The organism is Oceanicola sp. 22II-s10i, assembly GCF_002210105.1.
In the GTDB taxonomy this organism is placed as follows: Bacteria; Pseudomonadota; Alphaproteobacteria; order Rhodobacterales; family Rhodobacteraceae; genus Pseudooceanicola.
On record NZ_AQQU01000001.1, the window covers coordinates 369536 to 390313 of the forward strand.

Here is a 20778-nt window from a genome sequence, read left to right on the forward strand (position 1 = left end):
ATGGCCCGCTCCTCTCCCGCCCGCACCGGCTGGCTGCTGTCGACACCCGCGCTGATCCTGCTGTTCATCGGCGCGCTCGGGCCGCTGGCGATCGTGGTGGTCTATGCCTTCCTCGAACCCGGCGAATATTCCGGCGTGGTCTGGAATTTCTCGACCGAGGCATGGTTCCGCGTGTTCTTCGAGCGGGACATCTTCGACGACACGGTCAGCATGGCCGACGCGCATCTGACGATCTTCTGGCGGTCGGTGAAGCTGTCGCTGCTGACGACCTTCATCACCTTCGTGATCGGCTTTCCGACCGCGTGGTTCATCGCCACCCGCCCGCCGACACAGCGGGCGATCTGGCTGTTCCTAATCACGATTCCCTTCTGGACCAACCTGCTGATCCGCACCTTCGCGATCATGGAGGTTGTCCGCAATCAGGGCCTGCTGAACTCCTTCCTCATGTGGACCGGGGTAATCGGGCGGCCGCTCCAGATCCTCTACACTGACACGGCGGTGCTGATCGGCATGGCCTATGTCTATCTGCCGCTGATGGTGCTGCCGCTGTTCGCCGCCATCGACCGGTTCGACTTCAAGCTGATCGAGGCGGGATACGACCTCTATGCGTCCCGCACCAAGGTCCTGCGGCGGGTGATCCTGCCCATCGTGCGGCCGGGGATCGTGGCTGGCTCGATCCTCGTCTTCGTCCCCTCGCTGGGCGCCTACGTGACGCCGCGCATCCTCGGCGGCGGCAAGAACATGATGATCGGCAACTTCATCGAACTGCAGTTCGGACAGGGCCGGAACTGGCCCCTCGGCGCGGCGCTGTCGCTGATCCTGCTGCTGATCGTGCTGGTCGCGCTGATCGCCTATGTCCGCGTGACCTCGAACGACGGAGGGCGCGATGGCCAGACGTGACTTTTCCGTCTCGGCCCTGCCGGGGTTCGGCACAATCGCGGTGATCGCCTTCGTGCTGCTCTATGCGCCCATCGTGACGATGGTGATCTATTCCTTCAACGACAGCGAGAGCGTGGCGCTCTGGGGCGGCTTCTCGACCCGCTGGTACGCGGCGGCGTGGGAAAACACACAGGTCCAGGAGGCGACGATCCGGTCGCTGATCATCGCCGTCTCCGCCGCGCTGATCGCCACCACGGTCGCCACGATGGCCGCGCTCGGCACGACGCGACGGGGCAAGTTCAAGGGGCAGACGATCATCTACATCATGATCAATCAGCCCCTGATGGTGCCCGAGATCGTGACCGCCGTGGCGCTGCTGATCTTCTTCGCCGCGATCAAGGTGGCGACGGGCATCCAGGGCCTCGGCTACCTGATCCTTGCGCATTCGGCCTTCTGCGTTCCCTTCGCCTACCTGCCGATCCGGGCGCGGCTGGAAGGCATGGACATGACGCTGGAAACCGCCGCCGCCGACCTCTACGCCTCGCCCTGGCAGACGTTCCGCCGGATCACCCTGCCGCTGCTCGCGCCCGGCATCGCGGCGGGGGCCATGCTGTCCTTCGTGATCTCGCTGGACGACGTCATCATCACCGAATTTGTCAAATCCGCCGGTCAGGATACACTGCCGACCTATATGCTGGGTCAGCTGCGCCGCGCCGTCACGCCCGAGGTCAACGCGATCTCGACCGCGCTGCTGGTGCTGACGGTGCTGCTGCTGACGGCATTCTTTCTGCTGACACGAAGACGGGGCTGAACCCCGCGCCCAAACAAAAACCAACAGTTGGAGCTAATATGAAAAATCTCATGACATCCGCCATCGCGCTGATGGCCCTGACCGGGGCCGCTGCCGCCGAAGGCGAGCTGAACATCTACAACTGGGGCAACTACACCAACCCCGACCTGATCAAGAAGTTCGAGGAAGAGAACGACGTCAAGGTCACCATCACCGACTACGATTCCAACACCACCGCGCTGGCCAAGATCGAGGCCGGCGGCCACGGGTTCGACATCGTGGTGCCGACGCATTCCTACGTGCAGATCTACGTCGGAAAAGACCTGCTGATGAAGCCGGGCATCCCGGAGATGGAGAATTACGGCAACATCTCCGAGGTCTGGAAGAACGTCGACTGGGATCCGGGCCGCGAATACACGGTGCCGTGGCAGTGGGGCACGACCGGCGTCGCGGTGAACAAGTCGGCCTATTCCGGCGACGTCAACACCAGCGCCATCTGGCTGGACACCCCGGACGAGCTCAAGGGCAAGGTCAACGTCGTGCCCGAGATGCAGGACGTCATGAACCTTGCCGTGATGTACATGGGCGGCGAGCCCTGCACGACCGACAAGGCCAAGCTGAAGGAAGTCCGCGACAAGCTGGTCGAGGCCAAGGCCGACTGGATGTCGATGGACTATGGCATGACGGAAAAGCTGGGCAACGGCGACGTCATGGCCTCGGTCAACTGGAACGGTTCAACCTTCCGCGCGCGGCTGAACAACCCGGACGTGACCTATGGCTATCCCAAGGAAGGCTACATCGTCTGGATGGACAATGTCGCGATCCTGAAGGACGCGCAGAACGTCGAGAACGCCAAGAAGTTCGTGAACTTCATCATGGACCCGGAGAATGCCGCGATGATCTCGGCCTTCGCGCGTTATGCGAACGGGATCGACGGCTCGGACGACTTCATGCCCGAGGACATGAAGGGCGCGCCCGAAATCGTGGTGCCGGAAGAGCTGAAGGCGGCGGGCAAGTTCACCTCGTCCTGCCCGAAGGAGGCTCAGGACCTCTACACGGCGATCTGGACCGACCTGCAGAAGTGATCCGGCCAGCCCGGAACGCAGAACGGGACCCCTCGGGGTCCCGTTTTCGTTTCAGCGCAATGTGCGATCAGTTCTTGGCGGCATTCGAGGAGCTGTCCTCGGTGTCCTTCAGGGGCGAGAATTCGCCGGAGAACGAGAACACGTCGGTCGTGCCCTCCATGCCGCCGCCGTTCGCGGGGGTCATGTCCTGTTCCTTGCAGTGGCCGATCGCCGCCCAGTAGCCCGCGATGGTGCATTGCTGCAGCCAGCCGCCGGCCGCGCAGACGACGCTGCCTTCTCCGTAATAACCGCCGAGGTATTCACAGCTTGCCGCCGCGGGAATGGCCGAACCGAATGTCAGGGTGGCCGCGAGTGCGAGTTTTTTCATGGCTTCATCCAAATGTCCGAGCGCCGGCCGCCGCAACGATCCGGCACGATAGCTTTATATCAAAACGCGGCGGTCCAAAATGGTGAGCGGTGCCGCGCATGGGGCGCAGGTTAACACCGGGCTACGCTCACTCCGAATGAAATCTGCGGCAGGGCCGGAAATGTGATCGGTTCAGGCGCCCTCGAAACCTTCGAGAACGTTGACCGCATTCACACCGACCGCCTCGATCGCATAGCCGCCTTCCATGCAGAACACCGTGGGCAGGTTCAGCGTCGCGATGCGCCGCCCGGCATCCATGAAGTCGGGGCTGTCGAGCTTGAAGAAGCTGATCGGGTCGTCCTTGTAGGCGTCCACCCCGAGCGAGACCACAAGCGCCTCGGCCCCGAACGCGCGGATGCGTGCCAGCGCATCGTCCAGCGCGCCGGACCAGAGGTCATAGGCGGTGCCGGGGGCCATCGGGTAGTTCGCCGTCGCCCCTTCGCCCGCGCCGGTACCGGTCTCGTCCGCGTAGCCGAGGAAGTAGGGAAAGGCGTCCTCGGGTGCGCCGTGCAGCGAGGCGAAGAAGACGTCGCCCCGGTCGTAGAGGATGTCCTGCGTGCCGTTGCCGTGGTGAAAGTCGATGTCCAGCACGGCCACCTTCGCGGCACCCGACGCGCGGAACTGGTCCGCCGCCAGCGCGGCGTTGTTGATGAAGCAGTAGCCGCCGTACATGTCCGCCGTCGCATGGTGGCCCGGTGGACGGCACAGCGCGAAGGCCGCCCTGTCGCCGCCGATCACCGCCCTTGTCGCGGCCTGTGCGCAGGCGGCCGACCCCTGCGCGGCCTCCCACGTCCCGCGGGTGATCGCGGTTTCCGAGGCCAGCGCGTAATATCCCGCCTTGCCGTCGATGTTGCGCGGGGGGCGGGCGATCTGCATTCGCCGGGCGGGGAAGGAGGCGGCGATGATCTCGCCCTCCATGCCCTCTGCCTTCCACTGCTCCCAAGCGGTTTCGAGGAACTCCAGATAGCCCGCGTCGCACATCGCGCGGATCGGCGCCACGTCGACCGCGCCGGGCGCCTCGACCTTGGGAAAGCCCCGCTCGGCCAGCCGGTTCAGAACGTATTCAACCCGGCTGGGCCGCTCGTAGGGCGTGACGAACTGCCCGCCGCTCAGTTCGGCCTGCGGGAAGTGGAGCCTGTGGGTTTCGGAATGGAATGTGCGCATCTTGGGTCACCTGTCCGGGGCGTTTCCGCCCCAGACTAGCGATTTGTCGCCCCCCGTCACGGGGGGATGCGCGGTCAGGCGGCCGCCTGCCGCTTGTCCGCGTTGTCGCCGTTTTTCCACGCCAGCAGGAACGGCGGGATCGCCAGCGCAAAGCCGAGGATCGTGGTCATCGTGTGGTTCAGCCCCATCACGCCGCCCATCGGGGCTGCAATCAGCAGGCCCGCGAAGAACAGCATGAACCGGGCCGCCATCCCGACCGCGCCGGACCCCAGCGTGCCGACAAGGCTGATGAAGCCCTGCAGCGCCGCCGAGATGAACCAGACACCGATGATCGCGCAGCTGAGGACAAAGATCACCTCGCCCGCGCCTGCCTGCCCGATCAGCGCCGGGTTCAGCACGAAGAAGAACGGCGTGATGTAGATCACCCCGCCGAGGCGCATCGCCTCGAACCCGGTCTTGATCGGATCGGCCCCGGCCATCGACGCCGCCGCGAAGGCGCCGAGCGCCACGGGCGGGGTGATGTAGCTGACCATCCCCCAGTAGAGAATGAACAGGTGCACGGCCAGTTCGTTGAGCCCGCCCTGCACCAGCGCGGGGGCCAGGATGACGGCGAGGAAGATGTAGCAGGCCGTCACCGTCATCCCCATGCCGAAGATGAAGGCCGTCACCGCGCCCATTACGAGCAGCAGCGCGACGGAGTTTCCGGCCATCGACACCAGTTCACCGGCCAGCGGCCCGGTCAGCCCGGTCGCCTGGAACGCACCGACGATCATCCCGATGCCCAGCAGGACCGCGACCAGTTCGGCGAGGATCCGGCCGACCGAGACGATCATGTCCAGGAAGCCCGAGACCGAGAACCGGTCCGGTCCGATGATCTGGTTCACCACGATCAGCAGGGCGATCGCATAGAACGGCGCGGTGCGTTCCCAGCGGAACGCGACCATCAGGTAGACCAACAGCACGAAGACCGAGATGTAGATCCAGCCGGACTTGAAGGTCTCGCCCAGCTTGGGCAGCAGGTCGCGCGGCATGCCCTTGAGGCCGCGACGGGCCGAGTAGGCGTCGATCTGTGCGAAGAGGCCGAAGTAGTAGAGCACCGACGGGATCGCCGCGGCCAGCATGATTTCCGAATAGGGCAGGCCCAGCCACGAGGCCATGACGAACGCCGTCGCCCCCATGATCGGCGGCATCAGCACCCCGCCGGTGGACGCGCAGGCCTCGGTCGCCGCGGCATAGCGGGCCGAGAAGCCCGACTGCTTCATCGCGGGGATCGACACCGCGCCCGTGGTCAGCACGTTCGAGATGACCGAACCGGACATGGAGCCCATGAAGCCCGAGGCGAAGATCGCGACCTTGGCCGAGCCGCCGCGGTAGTGACCGACCAGCGCCAGCGCAAGGTTGTTGAAGAACTTGCCGCCGCCGGTGAACTGCAGCACCCCGCCGAACAGGATGAACCCGATCACGAGCGAGCCGAAGGACTGCATCGGGATACCGAACGACGCTTCGGACGAGAACATGAAGAACGGGATCACGTCGGTGAAGGGCTGCGAGAAGCCGGACAACGGATCCGGCACGCTTTCCGCGAAGGTCGGGTAGATCGAAAAGATCAGCACGACGAAGAACAGCACATTGCCGCCCGCCCGTCGCGTCGCTTCGAGGATCAGCGCGTAGAACGCGATGGAGACCCAGACTGCCGTATCCGGCGCGGCGTATTCCCAGCCGTATTCCGTGGCCTCTTCGGCGTTCCAGACCATGTAGCCGCCGACCAGCAGGGTGACGATCACCAGCCCCCAGTCGAACAGCGGCACCTTGGTCGAATGCGCCCCCCAGCCCCGGAAGGTGATGAAGGTCAGGCACAGGAACAGCGCGGCCAGAAGGTTCAGGTAGGTGCCTTCGAGGATGGCGGACCCGCCGAGCCTCAGGTTGAAGAGCTGGTTGATCGCGGCACCGATGCCGACCAGCGTGAAAACGACGATGACCCAGCGGGCCAGTCCAGTGAAGCGGCCCTTTTCAGCCGCCAGTTCAGCCTCGATCGCCGCCGCGCCACGATCGCGCGTGGTCGTTTCCTGCTGGCTCATGCTCATCCCCGACACTTAGCATGCTTACTGAAACGGGGGCGGACCACCCGGTCCGCCCCTACACGATCTCAGAGGATCAGAACGAAACGGCCATCCCTGCCGCTTCGAGCGCCGCCTTGCGCTTTTCGGACCAGGCGGATTCCCACTCGGCCGGGTCTTCGGCGGTCAGCTCTTCCCATGCCTTGGTCAGGACGTCCTGACGTTCGATCAGCATGTCGTTGTGCGCCTTCGCCTCTTCGGACCACTTGCCCGCTTCCTCGAGGTAGCGGATTGCGCCCTCGTGGTAGGGGATGACCCAGTCATAGACCTGGTTGTCCAGCGCCCAGCCGTTGGCCCCCGGTGCACCTTCCTTGTAGTTGTCGTAGAGCGCGACCATCGCCTTGGTCATGTTGTAGACCAGGTCGGCGTCCTGCGTGTCGTAGGCCATCAGGATCGGATAGGGGTAGGTCCCCATTTCCTTGCCCTCGGTCCCGTCGAGGTTTGCACCCAGGGTCGCGTTGGTCGGCACGAAGTAGGGCGCGACGCCCAGGAAACGGTCCATCGCTTCCTTGTCGTTCGCGTCGATCGCCGGCCAGAACAGGCCGTTCGGGCCAGACGCGGCTTCGTAGGCGTTGCCCGAGGTGGTGATGCCGTAGGCGGAATCGACGCTGCCGTCGATGAAGCCCTTCCAGCTGTCGCCGTAGCCGCCGAATTCCACGACCTCGACATCATCCCAGGTCAGCCCGCCATAGGCGAGGTAGGCTTCCATGTTGGTGTTCAGCGCCGGGGCGCCCTTGATGAAGGCGATCTTGAGGCCCTTGAGGTCGGCGAAGGTGAAGCCTTCGCACTTCGGCTTGCCGACACGTTCGCAGGCGGACATCGTCACGGCCGTGGACAGGGCCGAGCCGCTGCCGACGTTGTTCAGCAGGAGCCGCACGCGCTGCGGGCCCCAGTTCTTTTCACCGAATTCGAAGACGCCTTCCTGCGCCATGTAGGACCCGACGCCGTTGGCCGAGAACTGAACCTTGCCCTGACGGACCGGCTCGAGGCGGGACAGGTCGTTCTTGCCGGGCAGGATGCGCAGGTTGATCCCCGCGGCCTCCTGCATCGCCGCGCCGATGGCGACGGCCTGGTTGTAGCCAGACGATCCGGTGGCATAGGCCGACATCGTGACGGTCTTGGGCAGTTCGAAGTCAGCGGCCACAGCTGTGGACGCGACAAGACAAGCTACCGCCGGTAGCGTGAAATAGCGCATTGGTAATCCTCCCATCGTGCAGGAATTTCATCCTGTCGGCAGGCAGATTACATGGGACACCAGATTACACAACCATGTCGTCGAAAATTTGACCGCCGGGTAACGCGCCGATCCGGCGAGCTCACATGACCAGTGCCCGCATCCCCAGAAACAGCAGCGCGGACAGCAGCGCGGCCGCCGGAACCGTGATGACCCAGGCCGCCACGATGGTCAGGAAATGCGATCGCCGCACCAGTTTGCGGCGGCGCCGCTCCTCGGGGGCAAGCTGCGGACGGTCGGGCACGGTCAGGCGGGCGGAGCGCAGCCGCCGCTCGGCGTCCCATTCCCGGAAAAAGCCGACGCCGAACACCCCGCCGATGGCGATGTGGGTCGAACTGACGGGTAGACCCAGCCAGCTGGCGACGATCACGGTCAGGGCGGCGGACAGTGCGACGCAGTAGGCGCGCATCGGGTTCAGCTTGGTGATCCGCGTGCCGACGATGCGGATCATCCGCGGCCCGAACAGGAACAGGCCGAAGGAAATGCCGAACGCGCCGATCACCATCACCCAGAGCGGAATGTTGACCGCGCCCGAAACCCCGCCGGTGCCGAGCGCCTGCACGATGGCCGCCAGCGGGCCGACCGCGTTCGCCACGTCGTTGGCCCCGTGCGCAAAGCTGAGCAGCGCGGCCGAGACGATCAGCGGGATCGCGAACAGCACCTTGAGCGACTTGTTCCGGTTCTCCAACCCGACCGACTGGCGGCGGATGACGGGGATCATCGCCAGCCAGACGCCGATACCGACCGCCAGGCCGATCGCCAGCGCATGGCCAAGGCTGACGTCGAACAGGTGCTTGAGCCCCTTAAGCGCCAGATATGCGGCAAAGGCGCCCGCCATAATGCCGACCAGCACGGGCACCCAGACCCGCGCCGAGGCGATCTTGTCGTCGCGATAGACGATGCGCGACTTGATGAACCACAGGAACGCCGCCGCGATCACGCCGCCAAGCAGCGGCGACAGGACCCAGCTGGCGGCGATGCCGCCCATCGTGCCCCAGTTGACCGCCGCGAAGCCCGCGGCGGCGATACCCGCGCCCATGACCCCGCCGACGATGGAATGGGTCGTCGACACCGGCGCGCCGACCAGCGTCGCCAGATTGACCCACAGGGCCGAGGACAGCAGCGCGGCCAGCATCGCCAGCACGAACACCAGTTCCTCGCCGATGCTGTCCGGCGCGACGATGCCCTTGGCGACCGTCGACACGACATCGCCGCCCGCGATCAGCGCGCCCGCGCTTTCGAAGATGGCAGCGATGGCGATCGCCCCGCCCATCGTCAGGGCCTGCGCCCCGACCGCCGGGCCCATGTTGTTGGCGACATCGTTCGCGCCGATGTTCAGCGCCATGTAGGCGCCGAAGACGGCCGCGATGACGACGATCAGCGCATTCGGCGTCTGCCCGAAGAACAGCATCGCCGCGAGCCCGGCGAAGACGACGAAGATGAACGAGATGCCAATCCCGACGATGGGCCGGGCCACCGCAGCGGCGGCGATTTCGAGATTGGAAAACCGTCCGAGATCGCGGTCCAGCGTGTCGAGATGCCGGGCCTCGAGGTCCTTGTGCGCCATATCGCTCCTCCCTGAGCGGCTGTGTCCTTAGGGGATCGGTCACATTGGCGCAACCGTCCGTCTCGGGCGCACCCGCTCCTATTCAGGAGAAATTGCGCAGAATGGTCTTGAGATCCGGTTCATTCACCCGCTCGGCGGCCTCGGCCGGGGTGAACCATGCGCGGTCGCGCTGGCTGGCTTCGGGAAAGCTGTCGGCCAGTTCCCCGACCTCGACGGCATAGACGAGGGTTTCCACCGGCAGGGCGAAACCCGAGTTGTAGGTCTTGTCGTAGAAGTAGGATCCGACTGGTTCCTGTTCCACCCGCCCACGCAGCAACCCGGCCTCTTCCCAGGCTTCCTGCATCGCGGATCCCGGCGCGTCGCGCCCGGTGATCGGCCAGCCCTTGGGGATGATCCACCGCCCCGTCCCGCGGCTGGTGATCAGCAGGATCTGACATCCCTCCTCGCCGGTCCTGCGGAAACACAGGGCAGCCACCTGAAGCCGGCGCGGGCGGCGCATCATCGGCTGGATGTAGTCTGTCCATGTGGTCTTGAGATAGTCGAACATGCTCTTGATGGTCAAATGCGTCGCGTCCCGCCCCGGAGTCCCCTTAGCACAGGGATGCTGCCGCAGCGTGACACTCAATACCCGTTATGTAGGTCAAACTCGCGTGAAACCAACGTTTGCACGCCGATTTAGCGGCGCCGTGGCCCACAAACCATAGATATTGCCCTTCCGCGTGCAGTCCGTCACACCAGCCGTTCGCCGGGAAGGCGCTTCAGCTCAAGCTCCAGCTGCCGCGTGTTCACGGGTTTCTGGCAGCAGGCGGCATCGGGATACTTGGCGCGTATCTCGTCTGCGTTGACATGCCCCGAGTGGAACACCAGCGGCACGCCCAGTTCGGCAAGCTTGTCGGCCAGCGGGAACACCTCTCCGTCCTGCAGCCGCACGTCCAGCACGGCACCGTCGGGGCGGATGACCTCGATCATCTCGATCGCCTTTTCGACCGAGGCGAAGGGACCGATCACCTCGTACCCGAATTCCTCGATCAGCAGCTGCAGATCGAGCGCGACGATGAATTCATCCTCGCAGACCATGATCCGGGCTTTCGGACTGACCTCAGGTTCGGGGTTAAGGCTCATGGTTCAGATACATCCTGCATTCATTCGACCGCCCGGTACGGCCCGGTTCTTAGAGGGCTGCAAAACGGACAAGGACGCAGGACAGGGCATCTGCCCCATCCCTCGTCCGCTCAGTCAATGCCCGAACCGCCGGATTCGTTCCATCTAGGCGAAACTTTGCCATTATGTCGCGCCCCCCGTTGCATCCGCGCCTCACGTCCCGCGCGCCCGGATCGCGGCCAGGCCCTGCGCCATTTGTGTCATTTCAGCCCGTGATCTATGCCCCACGGCGCCCCTGCCGCAGGCTGGTGAAATCTCAGCGCAGGAGGCCCCCAATGGCAGTCGATCTTCTCGTGACCGAGGACACCCCGGCAGGCGAGGCACTGGTTCGGGTGCTGGAGGAGGCCGGGATCGAGTTCGTCTTCGGCGTCTCCGGCGGGCATACGGGGACCTTCTTCAAACACCTCGGCAACCACACCGATCGCATCCGCACGGTTCTGGTCCGGCAGGAATCCCTGTCCGGCGTCATGGCCGAGGTCTATGGCCGCCTGACCGGCAAGCCGGGCGTCACCATCGGACAGGGCGCGTGGGTGCTGGGCTACGGCCTCGTCGGCGTGCTGGAGGCGCACCTGTCCGCGACACCGATGCTGATCCTCGTCGATTTCAGCGACAAGCCCGGTGCGGTCCTGCACGGGGCCTACCAGTCGGGGCGCGGGCATCATGGCGGATGGGACGCGGCGCTGAGCTTCAAGGGCGTGACCAAGCAGGTCTTCTCGGTCCTCGAACCCGCCGAGATGGTGCACGGCGCGCAGCTGGCGATCAAGCATGCGACGGACGGCCAGCCCGGCCCGGTGGCGTTGATCTTCGGCGGCCAGGCGATGACCGGCACCGTGTCGCCCGCGTCCGAGCCACGGCTCTATTCCACGAAGTACTACCTGCAGAAACCCAACACCGCCGCCGATCCCGAGGCGATCCGCGCCGCCGTCTCGGCCATTGCGGCCTCCGAGCGCCCGGTCATCGTGGCGGGGGGCGGGGTGCGCCTGTCGGGCGCCTTCGACATGCTGCGCAAATATGCCGAGGCCGAGCAGATCCCCGTCGTGTCCTCGCAGAACGGCAAGGGGATGCTGGAGGAAACCCACCCCCTTGCCCTCGGCGTGTGCGGCCGGTTCGGCGCGCCCGCCGCCAGCTTCTGCCTTGCGGATGCGGATTGCGTCGTCGTCGTCGGCTCCAAGCTCGGCTCGACCGATTTCCTCGGCGGGACCTACAAGCTGCTGGACCCGGAGCGGCAGACCATCGTGCAGATCGACATCGACGCCCGGAACGCCGGGTGGACCCAGCCGGTCCAGCACGCGCTCGTCGGGGATGCCAAGGACGTGCTGGCCCAGCTGATGGCCGCGTCGAACCCGCCGGACCGGGGTCCTGCGACCGAGGCGCGGCTGAAGGCGCTGCGCGACAGGCACGGGCACTTCGATTCCCCGAAATACTGGACGGATACGGAGGAGATCATACCGCAGCGGGTGATCGGCGAGATGATGCGCTCGCTGCCCAATGACGTGGTCGTCACCGCCGACGCGGGCGAGAACCGCATCTTCCTGATGAGCCTCTACCAGACCCGGCAGCCCGGACGCTTCATCATGGCGGGCGGCGCGGGTCCGATGGGCTACGCCATCCCCGCCGCCCTGTCGGCCAAGCTGGTATTCCCGGACAGCCCGGTTGTCGCGGTCTGCGGCGACGGCGGGTTCGGGATGACGATGAACGGCCTGCTGACGGCGATCAGCGAAAATATCCCGATCACCGTCATCGTGTTCAACAACGGCTCGCTCGGCTGGTCGCGCAAGCTGCGCGGCGATTTCACCACCGTGCTGGGGGATTTCGACTATGCCGCCATCGCGGCGGGCATGGGATGCGAGGCGTGGCGGGTCGAGGACCCCGCCGACCTGCAGTCGGCGCTGACCGCCGCCATCGCCTCGGGCCGGCCCAGCGTGATCGACGTCGCGATCTCGTTCGAGGGGCAGTCGTTTCTGGAGATGCAGGCCGACCTCTGACCGCATCGAGACCGCTGGACGCGGACCGTGTCCCGCGCCTAGGCTCAGCCGTGACAGGCGGGCCGCGCAGGGAGGAACCGATGCGGAGTTTCGACGAGATCTACCGGATCGCGGCCGACCGGAAGGGCGGCGATGCCGAGCTCGAGGCGTTGCTGAGCAAGCCGAAGCCGACAGAGGAAATCGCGGTGATCCCGGACGACCGCTGGCTGTCGGCCTTCGCCAAGGCGATCTTTCAGGCGGGGTTCAACTGGACGGTCATCGACAACAAGTGGCCGGGGTTCGAAACGGCCTTCGACGGGTTCGACCCGGTCCGCGTCGCCCATTACCACGACGAGCACATGGACCGCCTGCTGGCCGACAAGGGCATCGTCCGGAACGGCGCCAAGATCGCCTCGGTGATCGACAACGCCCGCCTGCTGACCGAACTGGCCGCCGAACACGGGAGCGCGTCGAAAGCCTTCGCCGACTGGCCGCGCACTGATTACATCGGCCTGCTGGCAATGCTGCAGAAACGCGGGTCGCGGCTTGGCGGGAACACCGGCCAACGGGCACTGCGCAGTATGGGGCTGGACAGTTTCATCCTGTCGCAGGACGTCTCGGCCCGGCTGGTGGCCGAAGGGGTGGTCGACAAGCCGCCGAGTTCGGCGCGCGACATGAAGGCCGTTCAGGCGGCGTTCGACACCTGGGTCGGACAATCGGGCCGCAGCATGACCGAGATCAGCCGGGTGCTGGCCTATTCGGTGTGACCGGGCGATAACGGACGCTGCAGGTGCAAAGATCTGCCCCTGTGACTGGCAGTCCGCTTCGATTTGCCTATTTTGATCCGGGACGAGGTTATTCGCAGGGCGACATGAGCTACGGCATTCTGGCATTTCTGGACGACATCGCGGCCCTGACGAAAATGGCGGCCGCCTCGCTCGATGATGTCGCGGCGCAGTCGCTCAAGGCGAGCACCAAGTCGCTTGGCCTCGTGATCGACGATGCGGCGGTGACGCCGAAATACGTGACCGGGATCAATCCCAAGCGCGAAATCCCCACGATTTTCCGTATCGCCAAGTGGTCGATGTTCAACAAGGTGGTCATCATCACCCCCGCCGCCTTGTTGCTGAGCGCCTATGCCCCATGGATCATCACCCCCCTGCTGATGCTGGGGGGGCTTTATCTCGCCTTCGAGGGGGCCGAGAAATTCCTCGAGATGGTGGGCGTGATCGACCATCACGGGCCCTCGGCGGAACAGGACCCCCGAACGCCCGAGGCGATCGAGAACGAGACGGTCAAATCGGCGATCCGCACGGATTTCATCCTGTCGTCGGAAATCATGGTCCTGACCCTGTCTCAGGTGGCCGACATCCCCATGGTGACCCGGATCGGGGTCATGCTCGCCATCGCGGTGATCTTCACCATCGGCGTCTACGGCGTGGTCGCGCTGATTGTGCGGGCGGACGATTTCGGGATCGCGCTGGCCAAGCGCCACGCGGGCCGGTTCCTCGGGCAGATCGGGCGCTGGATCGTGCTTGGCGTGCCGCCGTTCCTGAAGCTGCTGACCGTCGTCGGCACACTGGCGATGCTCTGGGTCGGGGGCAGCCTGCTGATCCACGGGCTGGCGCAATACGGCTACGACGCGCCCGAGCACTGGATCGAACACACCGCCGAAGCAGCGGCCCATGCGGTGCCCGCCATCGGACCGGCGGTCGAATGGCTGGTCGTGACCGCGCTGTCCGGCATCGCGGCGCTGGCAATCGGGGGCGTGCTGACCGCCGCGATGGCGCTGATCCGCTGGCGCAGCGCTCCGGCGGGACAGCACTGACCGGCGATCAGCCCGGCGCGCCGATCTCGCCCACGTCCCAGAACACCCCGGCCATCACCCGCAGCGCATCGCGGCAGAGCGGCTTGAGCACGTGTTCGTTCGGCGCGTGCTGCGAACAGCCGCGATAGGAGTGCGGCACCCAGATCGTCGGCACGTTCAGTATGTCCGTGAAGCTGTCGTTGGGCAGCGACCCGGCGAGGTTCGGCAGGACATGCACCTGCCCCGCCGTCCGGCGGATGGAGTCGCCCACGAATTTCGCCCAGGGATGATCGGGATCCAGCCGTGTCGCGCCGAAGAAACCCCGGTCGTGCAGCCGGATCTGCACCCGCTCGAACCTGTGCGCGTCCAGATGCCGCCTGAGCGCCGGCACGATGTCCTCGGGCTCGGTGCCGACCACGTAGCGCAACTGGCAGGTCGCCCGCGCCCAGCCCGAAATCGCGTTCACCGGCGCCTCGGGCACGCCCGACACCATTGCGAGGATCGTGAAGCTGTTCCAGCCGAAGACCCGTTCCGCCGGGGTCAGGCTTTCCTCGCCCCAATCGGGATCGACCGCGGGCCCCTCGCCCCCCGTCACCGGCAGGCCGTGCAGTGCCTCGCGCACGCTGTTGGTCAGGCTGTTGGGGCGCCATTCGGGCACCTTGATCTGACCGCGCACATCGGTGATGCAGGCAAGCGCATGCGCGAGGATCATCGCCGGATCGGCCAGCAGACCGCCCCAGTTGCCGGAGTGATGTGCGCCATCGTGCGTCTCGACGATCAGGTCGAAAGTCGTCCCTCCGCGCGACCCCATGAACATCGTCGGCACCTCGGGCTGCAGGCGCGGCCCGTCCGAGGCGATCAGCACGTCCGCGGTCAGCCGGTCCCTGTGGGCGCGGAACACCTCGGGCAGACCGACCGAGCCGACCTCCTCGCTCATCTCGATGACGATGCGGGTGTTGAACCCCAAGCTGCCACGCGCGGCCAGAACCGCCTCGAGCGCGGCGATGTTGATCAGATGCTGCGACTTGTTGTCAGCAGAGCCTCGGCCATAGAGCCGGTCGTCCTCCTCGGTCAGCACCCAGGGTTCCAGCCCTTCGCGCCACATGTCGTCCTGACCCCGCACGGTGTCGCCGTGTCCATAGGTCAGGATGACGGGCAGCCCGTCGCCCTCGTGCCGCTCGCCGAGCAGCAGGGCGCCACCCTTGGGATCGGGATTGTCGATGATCTCGCAGGTGAAGCCGAGCGCCTCGAGCCGCGGGCGCATCGCCTCCTGCAGATACCGGAGCGATTCCGCGCGCGCCTCGGGCGCGGGGTTCTGGCTCTCGCTGCGGAAGGTCACCAGCCGGGCGAGGTCGGACTGGAACGTCCCCGCCTCGAAATACGCGGTGGCATGTGCGATTGCGTCGTCGCGGGTCATCCTGTCCTGCCTTTCCTGCCGCCCGGCCGAGACTTCGGCAGGGGGAACCGGGTTCGTCCCGGTTACAGGTTGGCAAATCCCGGCGGGGGGCGACAGAGCAAAAAGCCTGCACCCGCACACTGTCCGGGACACGTAGAGAGCGCCAGGCGAAGAACGGCGCTCGGACCATTGTCAGGCGATATAGCCATACTTGACGTTCTGGAACGCGCGAAGACCTTCGATGCCGCCTTCCTGGAATATCCCGCTGTCCTTCATGCCACCGAACGGCGTCTCGGGCAGCGAAACCCGCCATCCATTGCAGATGACGCTGCCGGACTGCACATCATTCAGGGCGCGGTTGATCGTATGGACATTTTCGGAATGCACATAGGCGGCCAGCGCGAACGGAAGGCGGTTGGCCTCGGCAATCGCGTCCTCGTATGTATCGAACGGCGCGACAGCGGCGATAGGACCAAAGGGTTCGACATTGGAGATCATCGCATCCGGCGGGACGTCGGCGATCACGGTCGGGGCGTAGAAATTGCCGTCGCGCTGGACCTGCCCGCCACCGGTCGTGATCCTCAGTCCGCGGGATTTGGCATCCACGATGAATTCGTCCATTGCCGCGATCCGGCGCGGATCGACGACCGGACCCATCTTGACGCCGTCGTCGAACCCGTCCCCGACCGGATGCGCCTTCGCCAGTTCGGTCAATGCCGCGGTGAAGTCTGCATATATCGGTCGCTGAACGAGGAACCGCGTGGGACAGATGCAGATCTGACCAGCGTTGCGGAACTTGGCTGCGAGGGCCGTCTTTGCCAGCGCCTCGACGTCCACATCGTCAAAGATCAGCACCGGCGCGTGGCCGCCCAGTTCCATGATCGGCCGCTTCATCTGTCCGACCGCCCGCGCCGCGAGCATCTTTCCGATACGCGTCGAGCCGGTGAAGCTGATGCCCCTGATCTGTGGCGCATCCATCAGCCGGTCGGAGATCTGCACGGCATCGCCGGTCAGGATCGACAGCGCACCTTCGGGAAGACCACATTCGAGCGCGATCCGACCGATGGCCAGCGCGCAGGCCGGCACTTCCTCGGATGCCTTCAGCACGATCGAGCACCCCGCACCGAGCGCCCCGGCCATCTTACGCGACGGGGTGATCAGGGGCGCATTCCACGACCCGAACGCCGCCACCGGACCCAGAGGCTCGATCAGGACCAGCTGGCGTCCGCCGTCCTCGCGGGCCGGAATGATCCGGCCGTATGCGCGCTTGCCCTCTTCGGCTGCCCATTCCCACATGCCGGCGGCCTGTTCGACCTCGGCGATGGATTCGGCCCAGGGCTTGCCCAGCTCCAGGGTCACCAGCATGGCAAGGTCTTCGCGACGGGCGCGCATGGTCCTGGCGACGTCGTGCAGGATACGACCGCGGGCATGGGCGGACATCGCGCTCCACCGCCGGAAACCAGCCTCGGTGGCCGCCAGCGCGGTGCTGATATCGGCTTCGCTTGCGATGGCATAAACGCCAAGCGGCGTGCCGGTCGTCGGGTCCATCACGGTTCCGGTTTGCCTGTCGCCTGCGGGAACCCATTCTCCCGCGATGATCTGACCGGCCTCGGGATATCGTGCGCGTGCCTCGTTGCGGTTGTTCATGTTGGTCACTCCTTTTGGTCTGGCGGACAGCAGATCCTGCAGGGTCAGGAACCCGCGTTCCGTCTGATCTGTCTGGTTATTCCGTGGTCATCCAAGCGCCGTGCATCGGCGCGATCCGGTCGAAGACCGGACGAAGGCAATGCTTGTCGGACCGGCCGAATGTGCAGTGCCGGACAGCACGAGTTGGACATGTGGTGGCAGGTCCAACCGGGATGTCATCCCGGTTGCGGACTGCGCGGAACCTTTGGCCGGTTTGTCAGATTTCACTGCCGATGTTCCTTTTTTCCCTCCCGTCCGCCAATCCATCCCGGCCGGGAGAAGTCGCCTCGGGCCGAGGTTTGGCGGACGCTTTGGCATCGCGTCCCGAACGCCCCCGCGTCGCTAGCGACCATTCAGCAGATCGGGCAGAAAGAGAGTGATCTCGGGAAAGAAGACCAGCACCGCGATCGTGATGACGTCGGCCACGAAGAAGATGGCCACCCCCCGAAAGACCTCGCCGAGCGAGATATCCGGACGCACCCCGCTGACGACGAAGCAATTCAGGCCGATAGGTGGAGTGATCAGGCAGACTTCGGCCATCTTCACGACGATTATGCCGAACCAGATCGACGCCTGCTGTTCGGTCAGTCCGAATGGCGATGTCTCGGGCGTCGCGCCGGCGCCACCGTTCAGTGCCATGACCGCAGGGTAGAAGATCGGAAGCGTCACCAACAGCATACCGATGGCATCCATGAACATTCCCAGGATGGAATAGCCCAGCAGGATCATCAGGAGGACGAGATAGGGATGGATCGGCAACCCGGCGAGCCATGCGGAGAACGCCTGCGGCACGCCCGAGAAGTTCAGGAACACCACGAAGATGTAGATCCCCCAGACCAGTGTGAAGATCATCACCGTAAGCCGGGCCGATTCCATCAAGGCGTCCTTGAAGGCGCCGAACCGCATGCCCTGCACAATGGCGAGCGCCAGCACCAGGAAGGCGCCAAGTGCGCCGGCCTCGGTGAGCGTCGCCCAGCCGGCGTAAACCGACGAAATGATGATGCCCGCCACGGCGACGATGGGCAGAACGCCGGGCACCGAGCGCATTCTCTGGGACCAGGTGAAGCCACGCACCGCAGGTGCGGCTCCGGGGTTGGCCAGCGCCCAGACATAGATGATCGCCGCGTAGATCAGCGCCGTGACGAGGCCCGGCAGAAAGCCTGCAAGCAGCAGCGCGCCCACGGATTCCTCGACCACCAATGCGTAAATCACGAGGATGGCCGATGGCGGGATCAATGTCGCCAGCGTGCCGCCCGCGGCAACGACCCCGGCCGCCAGCCGGCGGTTGTAGCCATTGCTCAGCATTTCCGGGATGGCGATACGGCTGAAGACAGCGGCCGTTGCCGTCGAAGCGCCCGAGACCGCCGCAAAGCCCGCCTGCGCGAACACCGTTGCGATGGCCAGGCCTCCCGGAATCCAGCCCAGCCACTTTCGGCCCGCGTCGAACAGGCTGGCCGTCATGCCCGCGTGGTATGCCAGAAAGCCGATCAGAATGAATGAAGGCAGCACCGACAGTGAGTAGAGCGAGCTCTTGGAATAGGGTATCGATCCGGCCGTCGTCGCGCCGGGCCAGAAACCGATAAGTTCCACGAGGCCCAGAAACCCGGCGATCGCCGCCGCGTAGGCCACCCGCACACCTATCAGCGCGAGGCCGAAGAGCAGGATGATGGCAATGATCCCGACAAGGATCGGGTTGGAATAGCCAATGCCGATGATCATGGTCAGGTCCTGTCCGAGGTGTCTGTTCTTGTGTGGCCGGTTGTGTCCGGCGTCGTCTCATCGGCATTGCCCATCACCTCCCGGATCTCGGACTGCGCCAGATCCTCGGCGGAGGCTTCGGGTATCACGGCGACGGGTTCGAGCGAGGGATCGAGGACCAGTCGAAGGTGCCCCGCCGATTGCAGGGTCAACCGAAGGGCAAGCAAGCCCAGGGCTATCGGAACCAGCAGTTTGGATGGCCAGATTGGCAGGTTTGCATCCGCAGAGGTGCCGCCGCTCATCCAGCTGTCATGGAAGAACACCCACGAGAACCGCGCCAGCAGGATCACGATCACCAGCGTGATCAACGCCCCGATGAGTTCCATCACCTGAAGCGTCCGCCCGGTAAGGCGGGTCATCAGGATATCCATGCGGATATGCGTTCCCTCGCGCTGGCAATAGGACACGCCAAGGACCGCGATGATCGGCATCACCAGCTCGATCATGTCGATGTAGCCAAAGATCGGCGCGTTGAAGAGATAGCGCGAACGCATGAACACCTGGATGGTGCCGACGGCCATCAATATGCAGATCGCGACGGCGGCCCCCTGGGTCAGCACCCGCTCGACCCGAACAAGCAAGCCGTCCAGCCGCCACAGAACAAGTCCGAAGCCATCGTCCGGGGCGGAAGTGGTGATGGCGCCGGTCACGACGCCATCATCCTCGTATGCCGGATCGCCCCGGTCATTGTCCGGCCTTTGCCTCTGCGATCAGAGCCTGCAGTTCGTCCAGCACACCCTGTGCGTCGAACTTGTCCTTGTTGGCCTCGACCCAAGCGTCCCAGACGGGTTGCCCGGCGACCCGCTGGAACTCCGCCAGCGTCGCGTCGTCATAGACGATCTCCTGCATCGCATCCCGGAATTCCGGAAGCAGCCGATCGTCCGCCGTCTGGTATTGCTCGTAGATCGCCCGCGAGGCGCCTTCGCGAAGGCTCATCAGCAGCTCCTGGTACTGGGGCGGCAGGGCCTCGTACGCAGTCTTGTTGATGACCATCGGGCATTCCGACGTGCCCGCCCCCAGGTTCGATGTGAACCAGTCACCCAGTTCCGCGATCTGGTAGGTTTCAAAGGCATATGTGAAAGGCAGGGCAACCCCGTCAACGCCGCCGCGCTGCATCAGTGTATAGGCCTCCGATGCGGGGACGGTCTGCCGCCGCGCGCCCAGAATTTCCATCGCTTCGCCGATGCCGCCGCCCGCACGGAGCCGCAGACCTTCCCAGCCTTCCAACGTCGTCGGGGCTTCGCCGACACCCATGAATTCGTACATCGGCGCATTGACCGAGGCGTAAGGCATCGCGTTCCAGGCGGCGAGTTCTTCCAGCAGCACCGGATGCTGCGCCAGCCCGTTGCGGGCGTGGTAGGAAACGTCGAAGCCTGCAAGGTCGATGAACGGCAGAGAAAAGACCGTGTAGGCGGGCGTGCGGCCGGGATTGTAGAAGTTGCAGAACATCGCCCCTTCAAAGGCGTTGTTCTTGAGCCCGTCGAGGTTTTCGCGCGCCTTCGCCAATTGCTCGCTGTAGAATATCCGCAGCTGGAACTTGCCGTCCGTTTTCTCGGCCAGCTGTTCGGCCATGTATTCCACGCCCGCCGTGAAAGCCGAGGACGTGGTCCAGGTCGACCACTTCCAGAAGACCGCCGGCCCGTCGACCTCGGCGGCGGACGCGGTCCCCGGCGCAGCGAGCGCAAGTGCGATGCCTGCAGCCAGTCCGATGCGCGGCGCACCTTTGCCGCGTTTGGTTCCGAAATTCATATGTGTCACTCCCTT

At 65.1% G+C, this 20778-nt stretch carries 18 protein-coding genes; 6 read left to right on the top strand and 12 right to left on the bottom strand.

The window, feature by feature from the left end; genetic code table 11:
- From ATO6_RS01925 to ATO6_RS01935, 3 genes are read left to right on the top strand one after another with little or no spacing between them, the layout of a single operon-like run.
- Entirely contained in the window at nt 1-900 is a 900-nt protein-coding gene (locus ATO6_RS01925; RefSeq protein ID WP_088622256.1) for an ABC transporter permease, read from the top strand.
- Nucleotides 887-1690, top strand: coding sequence for an ABC transporter permease (locus ATO6_RS01930; protein ID WP_088622257.1), 804 nt, complete (start codon nt 887-889; stop codon nt 1688-1690). Before ATO6_RS01925 ends, ATO6_RS01930 begins: the two co-directional genes overlap by 14 nt.
- 38 nt (nt 1691-1728) lie before the next feature.
- Nucleotides 1729-2754: an extracellular solute-binding protein gene (locus ATO6_RS01935; protein WP_088622258.1), complete on the top strand. Its 1026-nt coding sequence runs from the start codon at nt 1729-1731 to the stop codon at nt 2752-2754.
- A 67-nt stretch (nt 2755-2821) separates the two neighbouring features.
- On the opposite strand, the gene ATO6_RS01940 is transcribed toward ATO6_RS01935, so the two are convergent.
- The 7 genes from ATO6_RS01940 to ATO6_RS01970 form a co-directional block, all read right to left on the bottom strand.
- Nucleotides 2822-3121, bottom strand: coding sequence for a hypothetical protein (locus tag ATO6_RS01940; protein ID WP_088622259.1), 300 nt, complete (start codon nt 3119-3121; stop codon nt 2822-2824).
- A gap of 171 nt (nt 3122-3292) precedes the next feature.
- A complete protein-coding gene (locus tag ATO6_RS01945; RefSeq protein WP_088622260.1) occupies nt 3293-4324 on the bottom strand; it encodes a histone deacetylase family protein in 1032 nt (343 codons plus the stop codon).
- Nucleotides 4325-4398: 74 nt separating this feature from the next.
- The gene (locus tag ATO6_RS01950; RefSeq protein WP_176440793.1) at nt 4399-6402 is read right to left on the bottom strand and encodes a TRAP transporter fused permease subunit; all 2004 of its coding nucleotides are present in this window, start codon (nt 6400-6402) and stop codon (nt 4399-4401) included.
- A gap of 76 nt (nt 6403-6478) precedes the next feature.
- Nucleotides 6479-7636, bottom strand: a complete 1158-nt coding sequence (locus tag ATO6_RS01955; RefSeq protein WP_088622262.1) for a TAXI family TRAP transporter solute-binding subunit — start codon at nt 7634-7636, stop codon at nt 6479-6481.
- Between the two features lie 121 nt (nt 7637-7757).
- Nucleotides 7758-9242 carry an inorganic phosphate transporter gene (locus ATO6_RS01960; RefSeq protein ID WP_088622263.1) on the bottom strand — a complete coding sequence of 495 codons (1485 nt, stop codon included), beginning with the start codon at nt 9240-9242 and terminating at the stop codon, nt 7758-7760.
- A gap of 82 nt (nt 9243-9324) precedes the next feature.
- Nucleotides 9325-9804: an NUDIX hydrolase gene (locus ATO6_RS01965; protein ID WP_369597058.1), complete on the bottom strand. Its 480-nt coding sequence runs from the start codon at nt 9802-9804 to the stop codon at nt 9325-9327.
- A 167-nt stretch (nt 9805-9971) separates the two neighbouring features.
- Nucleotides 9972-10364, bottom strand: coding sequence for a response regulator (locus ATO6_RS01970; protein WP_217898959.1), 393 nt, complete (start codon nt 10362-10364; stop codon nt 9972-9974).
- A gap of 314 nt (nt 10365-10678) precedes the next feature.
- Between ATO6_RS01970 and ATO6_RS01975 the strand changes: the two genes are divergently transcribed.
- The 3 genes from ATO6_RS01975 (at nt 10679) to ATO6_RS01985 (ending at nt 14195) form a co-directional block, all read left to right on the top strand.
- A complete protein-coding gene (locus tag ATO6_RS01975) occupies nt 10679-12388 on the top strand; it encodes a thiamine pyrophosphate-binding protein (protein ID WP_176440794.1) in 1710 nt (569 codons plus the stop codon).
- A gap of 80 nt (nt 12389-12468) precedes the next feature.
- Entirely contained in the window at nt 12469-13134 is a 666-nt protein-coding gene (locus ATO6_RS01980; RefSeq protein ID WP_088622265.1) for a DNA-3-methyladenine glycosylase I, read from the top strand.
- A gap of 104 nt (nt 13135-13238) precedes the next feature.
- Nucleotides 13239-14195: a DUF808 domain-containing protein gene (locus tag ATO6_RS01985; RefSeq protein ID WP_088622266.1), complete on the top strand. Its 957-nt coding sequence runs from the start codon at nt 13239-13241 to the stop codon at nt 14193-14195.
- A 7-nt stretch (nt 14196-14202) separates the two neighbouring features.
- On the opposite strand, the gene ATO6_RS01990 is transcribed toward ATO6_RS01985, so the two are convergent.
- From ATO6_RS01990 to ATO6_RS02010, 5 genes are all read right to left on the bottom strand, one after another.
- Nucleotides 14203-15591, bottom strand: coding sequence for a M20 family metallopeptidase (locus tag ATO6_RS01990; RefSeq protein ID WP_088622267.1), 1389 nt, complete (start codon nt 15589-15591; stop codon nt 14203-14205).
- A gap of 171 nt (nt 15592-15762) precedes the next feature.
- Entirely contained in the window at nt 15763-17217 is a 1455-nt protein-coding gene (locus ATO6_RS01995) for an NAD-dependent succinate-semialdehyde dehydrogenase (RefSeq protein ID WP_088622268.1), read from the bottom strand.
- A 381-nt stretch (nt 17218-17598) separates the two neighbouring features.
- The gene (locus tag ATO6_RS02000; protein ID WP_088622269.1) at nt 17599-18975 is read right to left on the bottom strand and encodes a TRAP transporter large permease; all 1377 of its coding nucleotides are present in this window, start codon (nt 18973-18975) and stop codon (nt 17599-17601) included.
- A 2-nt stretch (nt 18976-18977) separates the two neighbouring features.
- Complete coding sequence (locus ATO6_RS02005) at nt 18978-19664, bottom strand: TRAP transporter small permease subunit (RefSeq protein WP_088622270.1); 687 nt, start codon at nt 19662-19664, stop codon at nt 18978-18980.
- 34 nt (nt 19665-19698) lie between these two features.
- A complete protein-coding gene (locus ATO6_RS02010; RefSeq protein ID WP_088622271.1) occupies nt 19699-20763 on the bottom strand; it encodes a C4-dicarboxylate ABC transporter substrate-binding protein in 1065 nt (354 codons plus the stop codon).
- Nucleotides 20764-20778 lie beyond the last annotated feature (15 nt).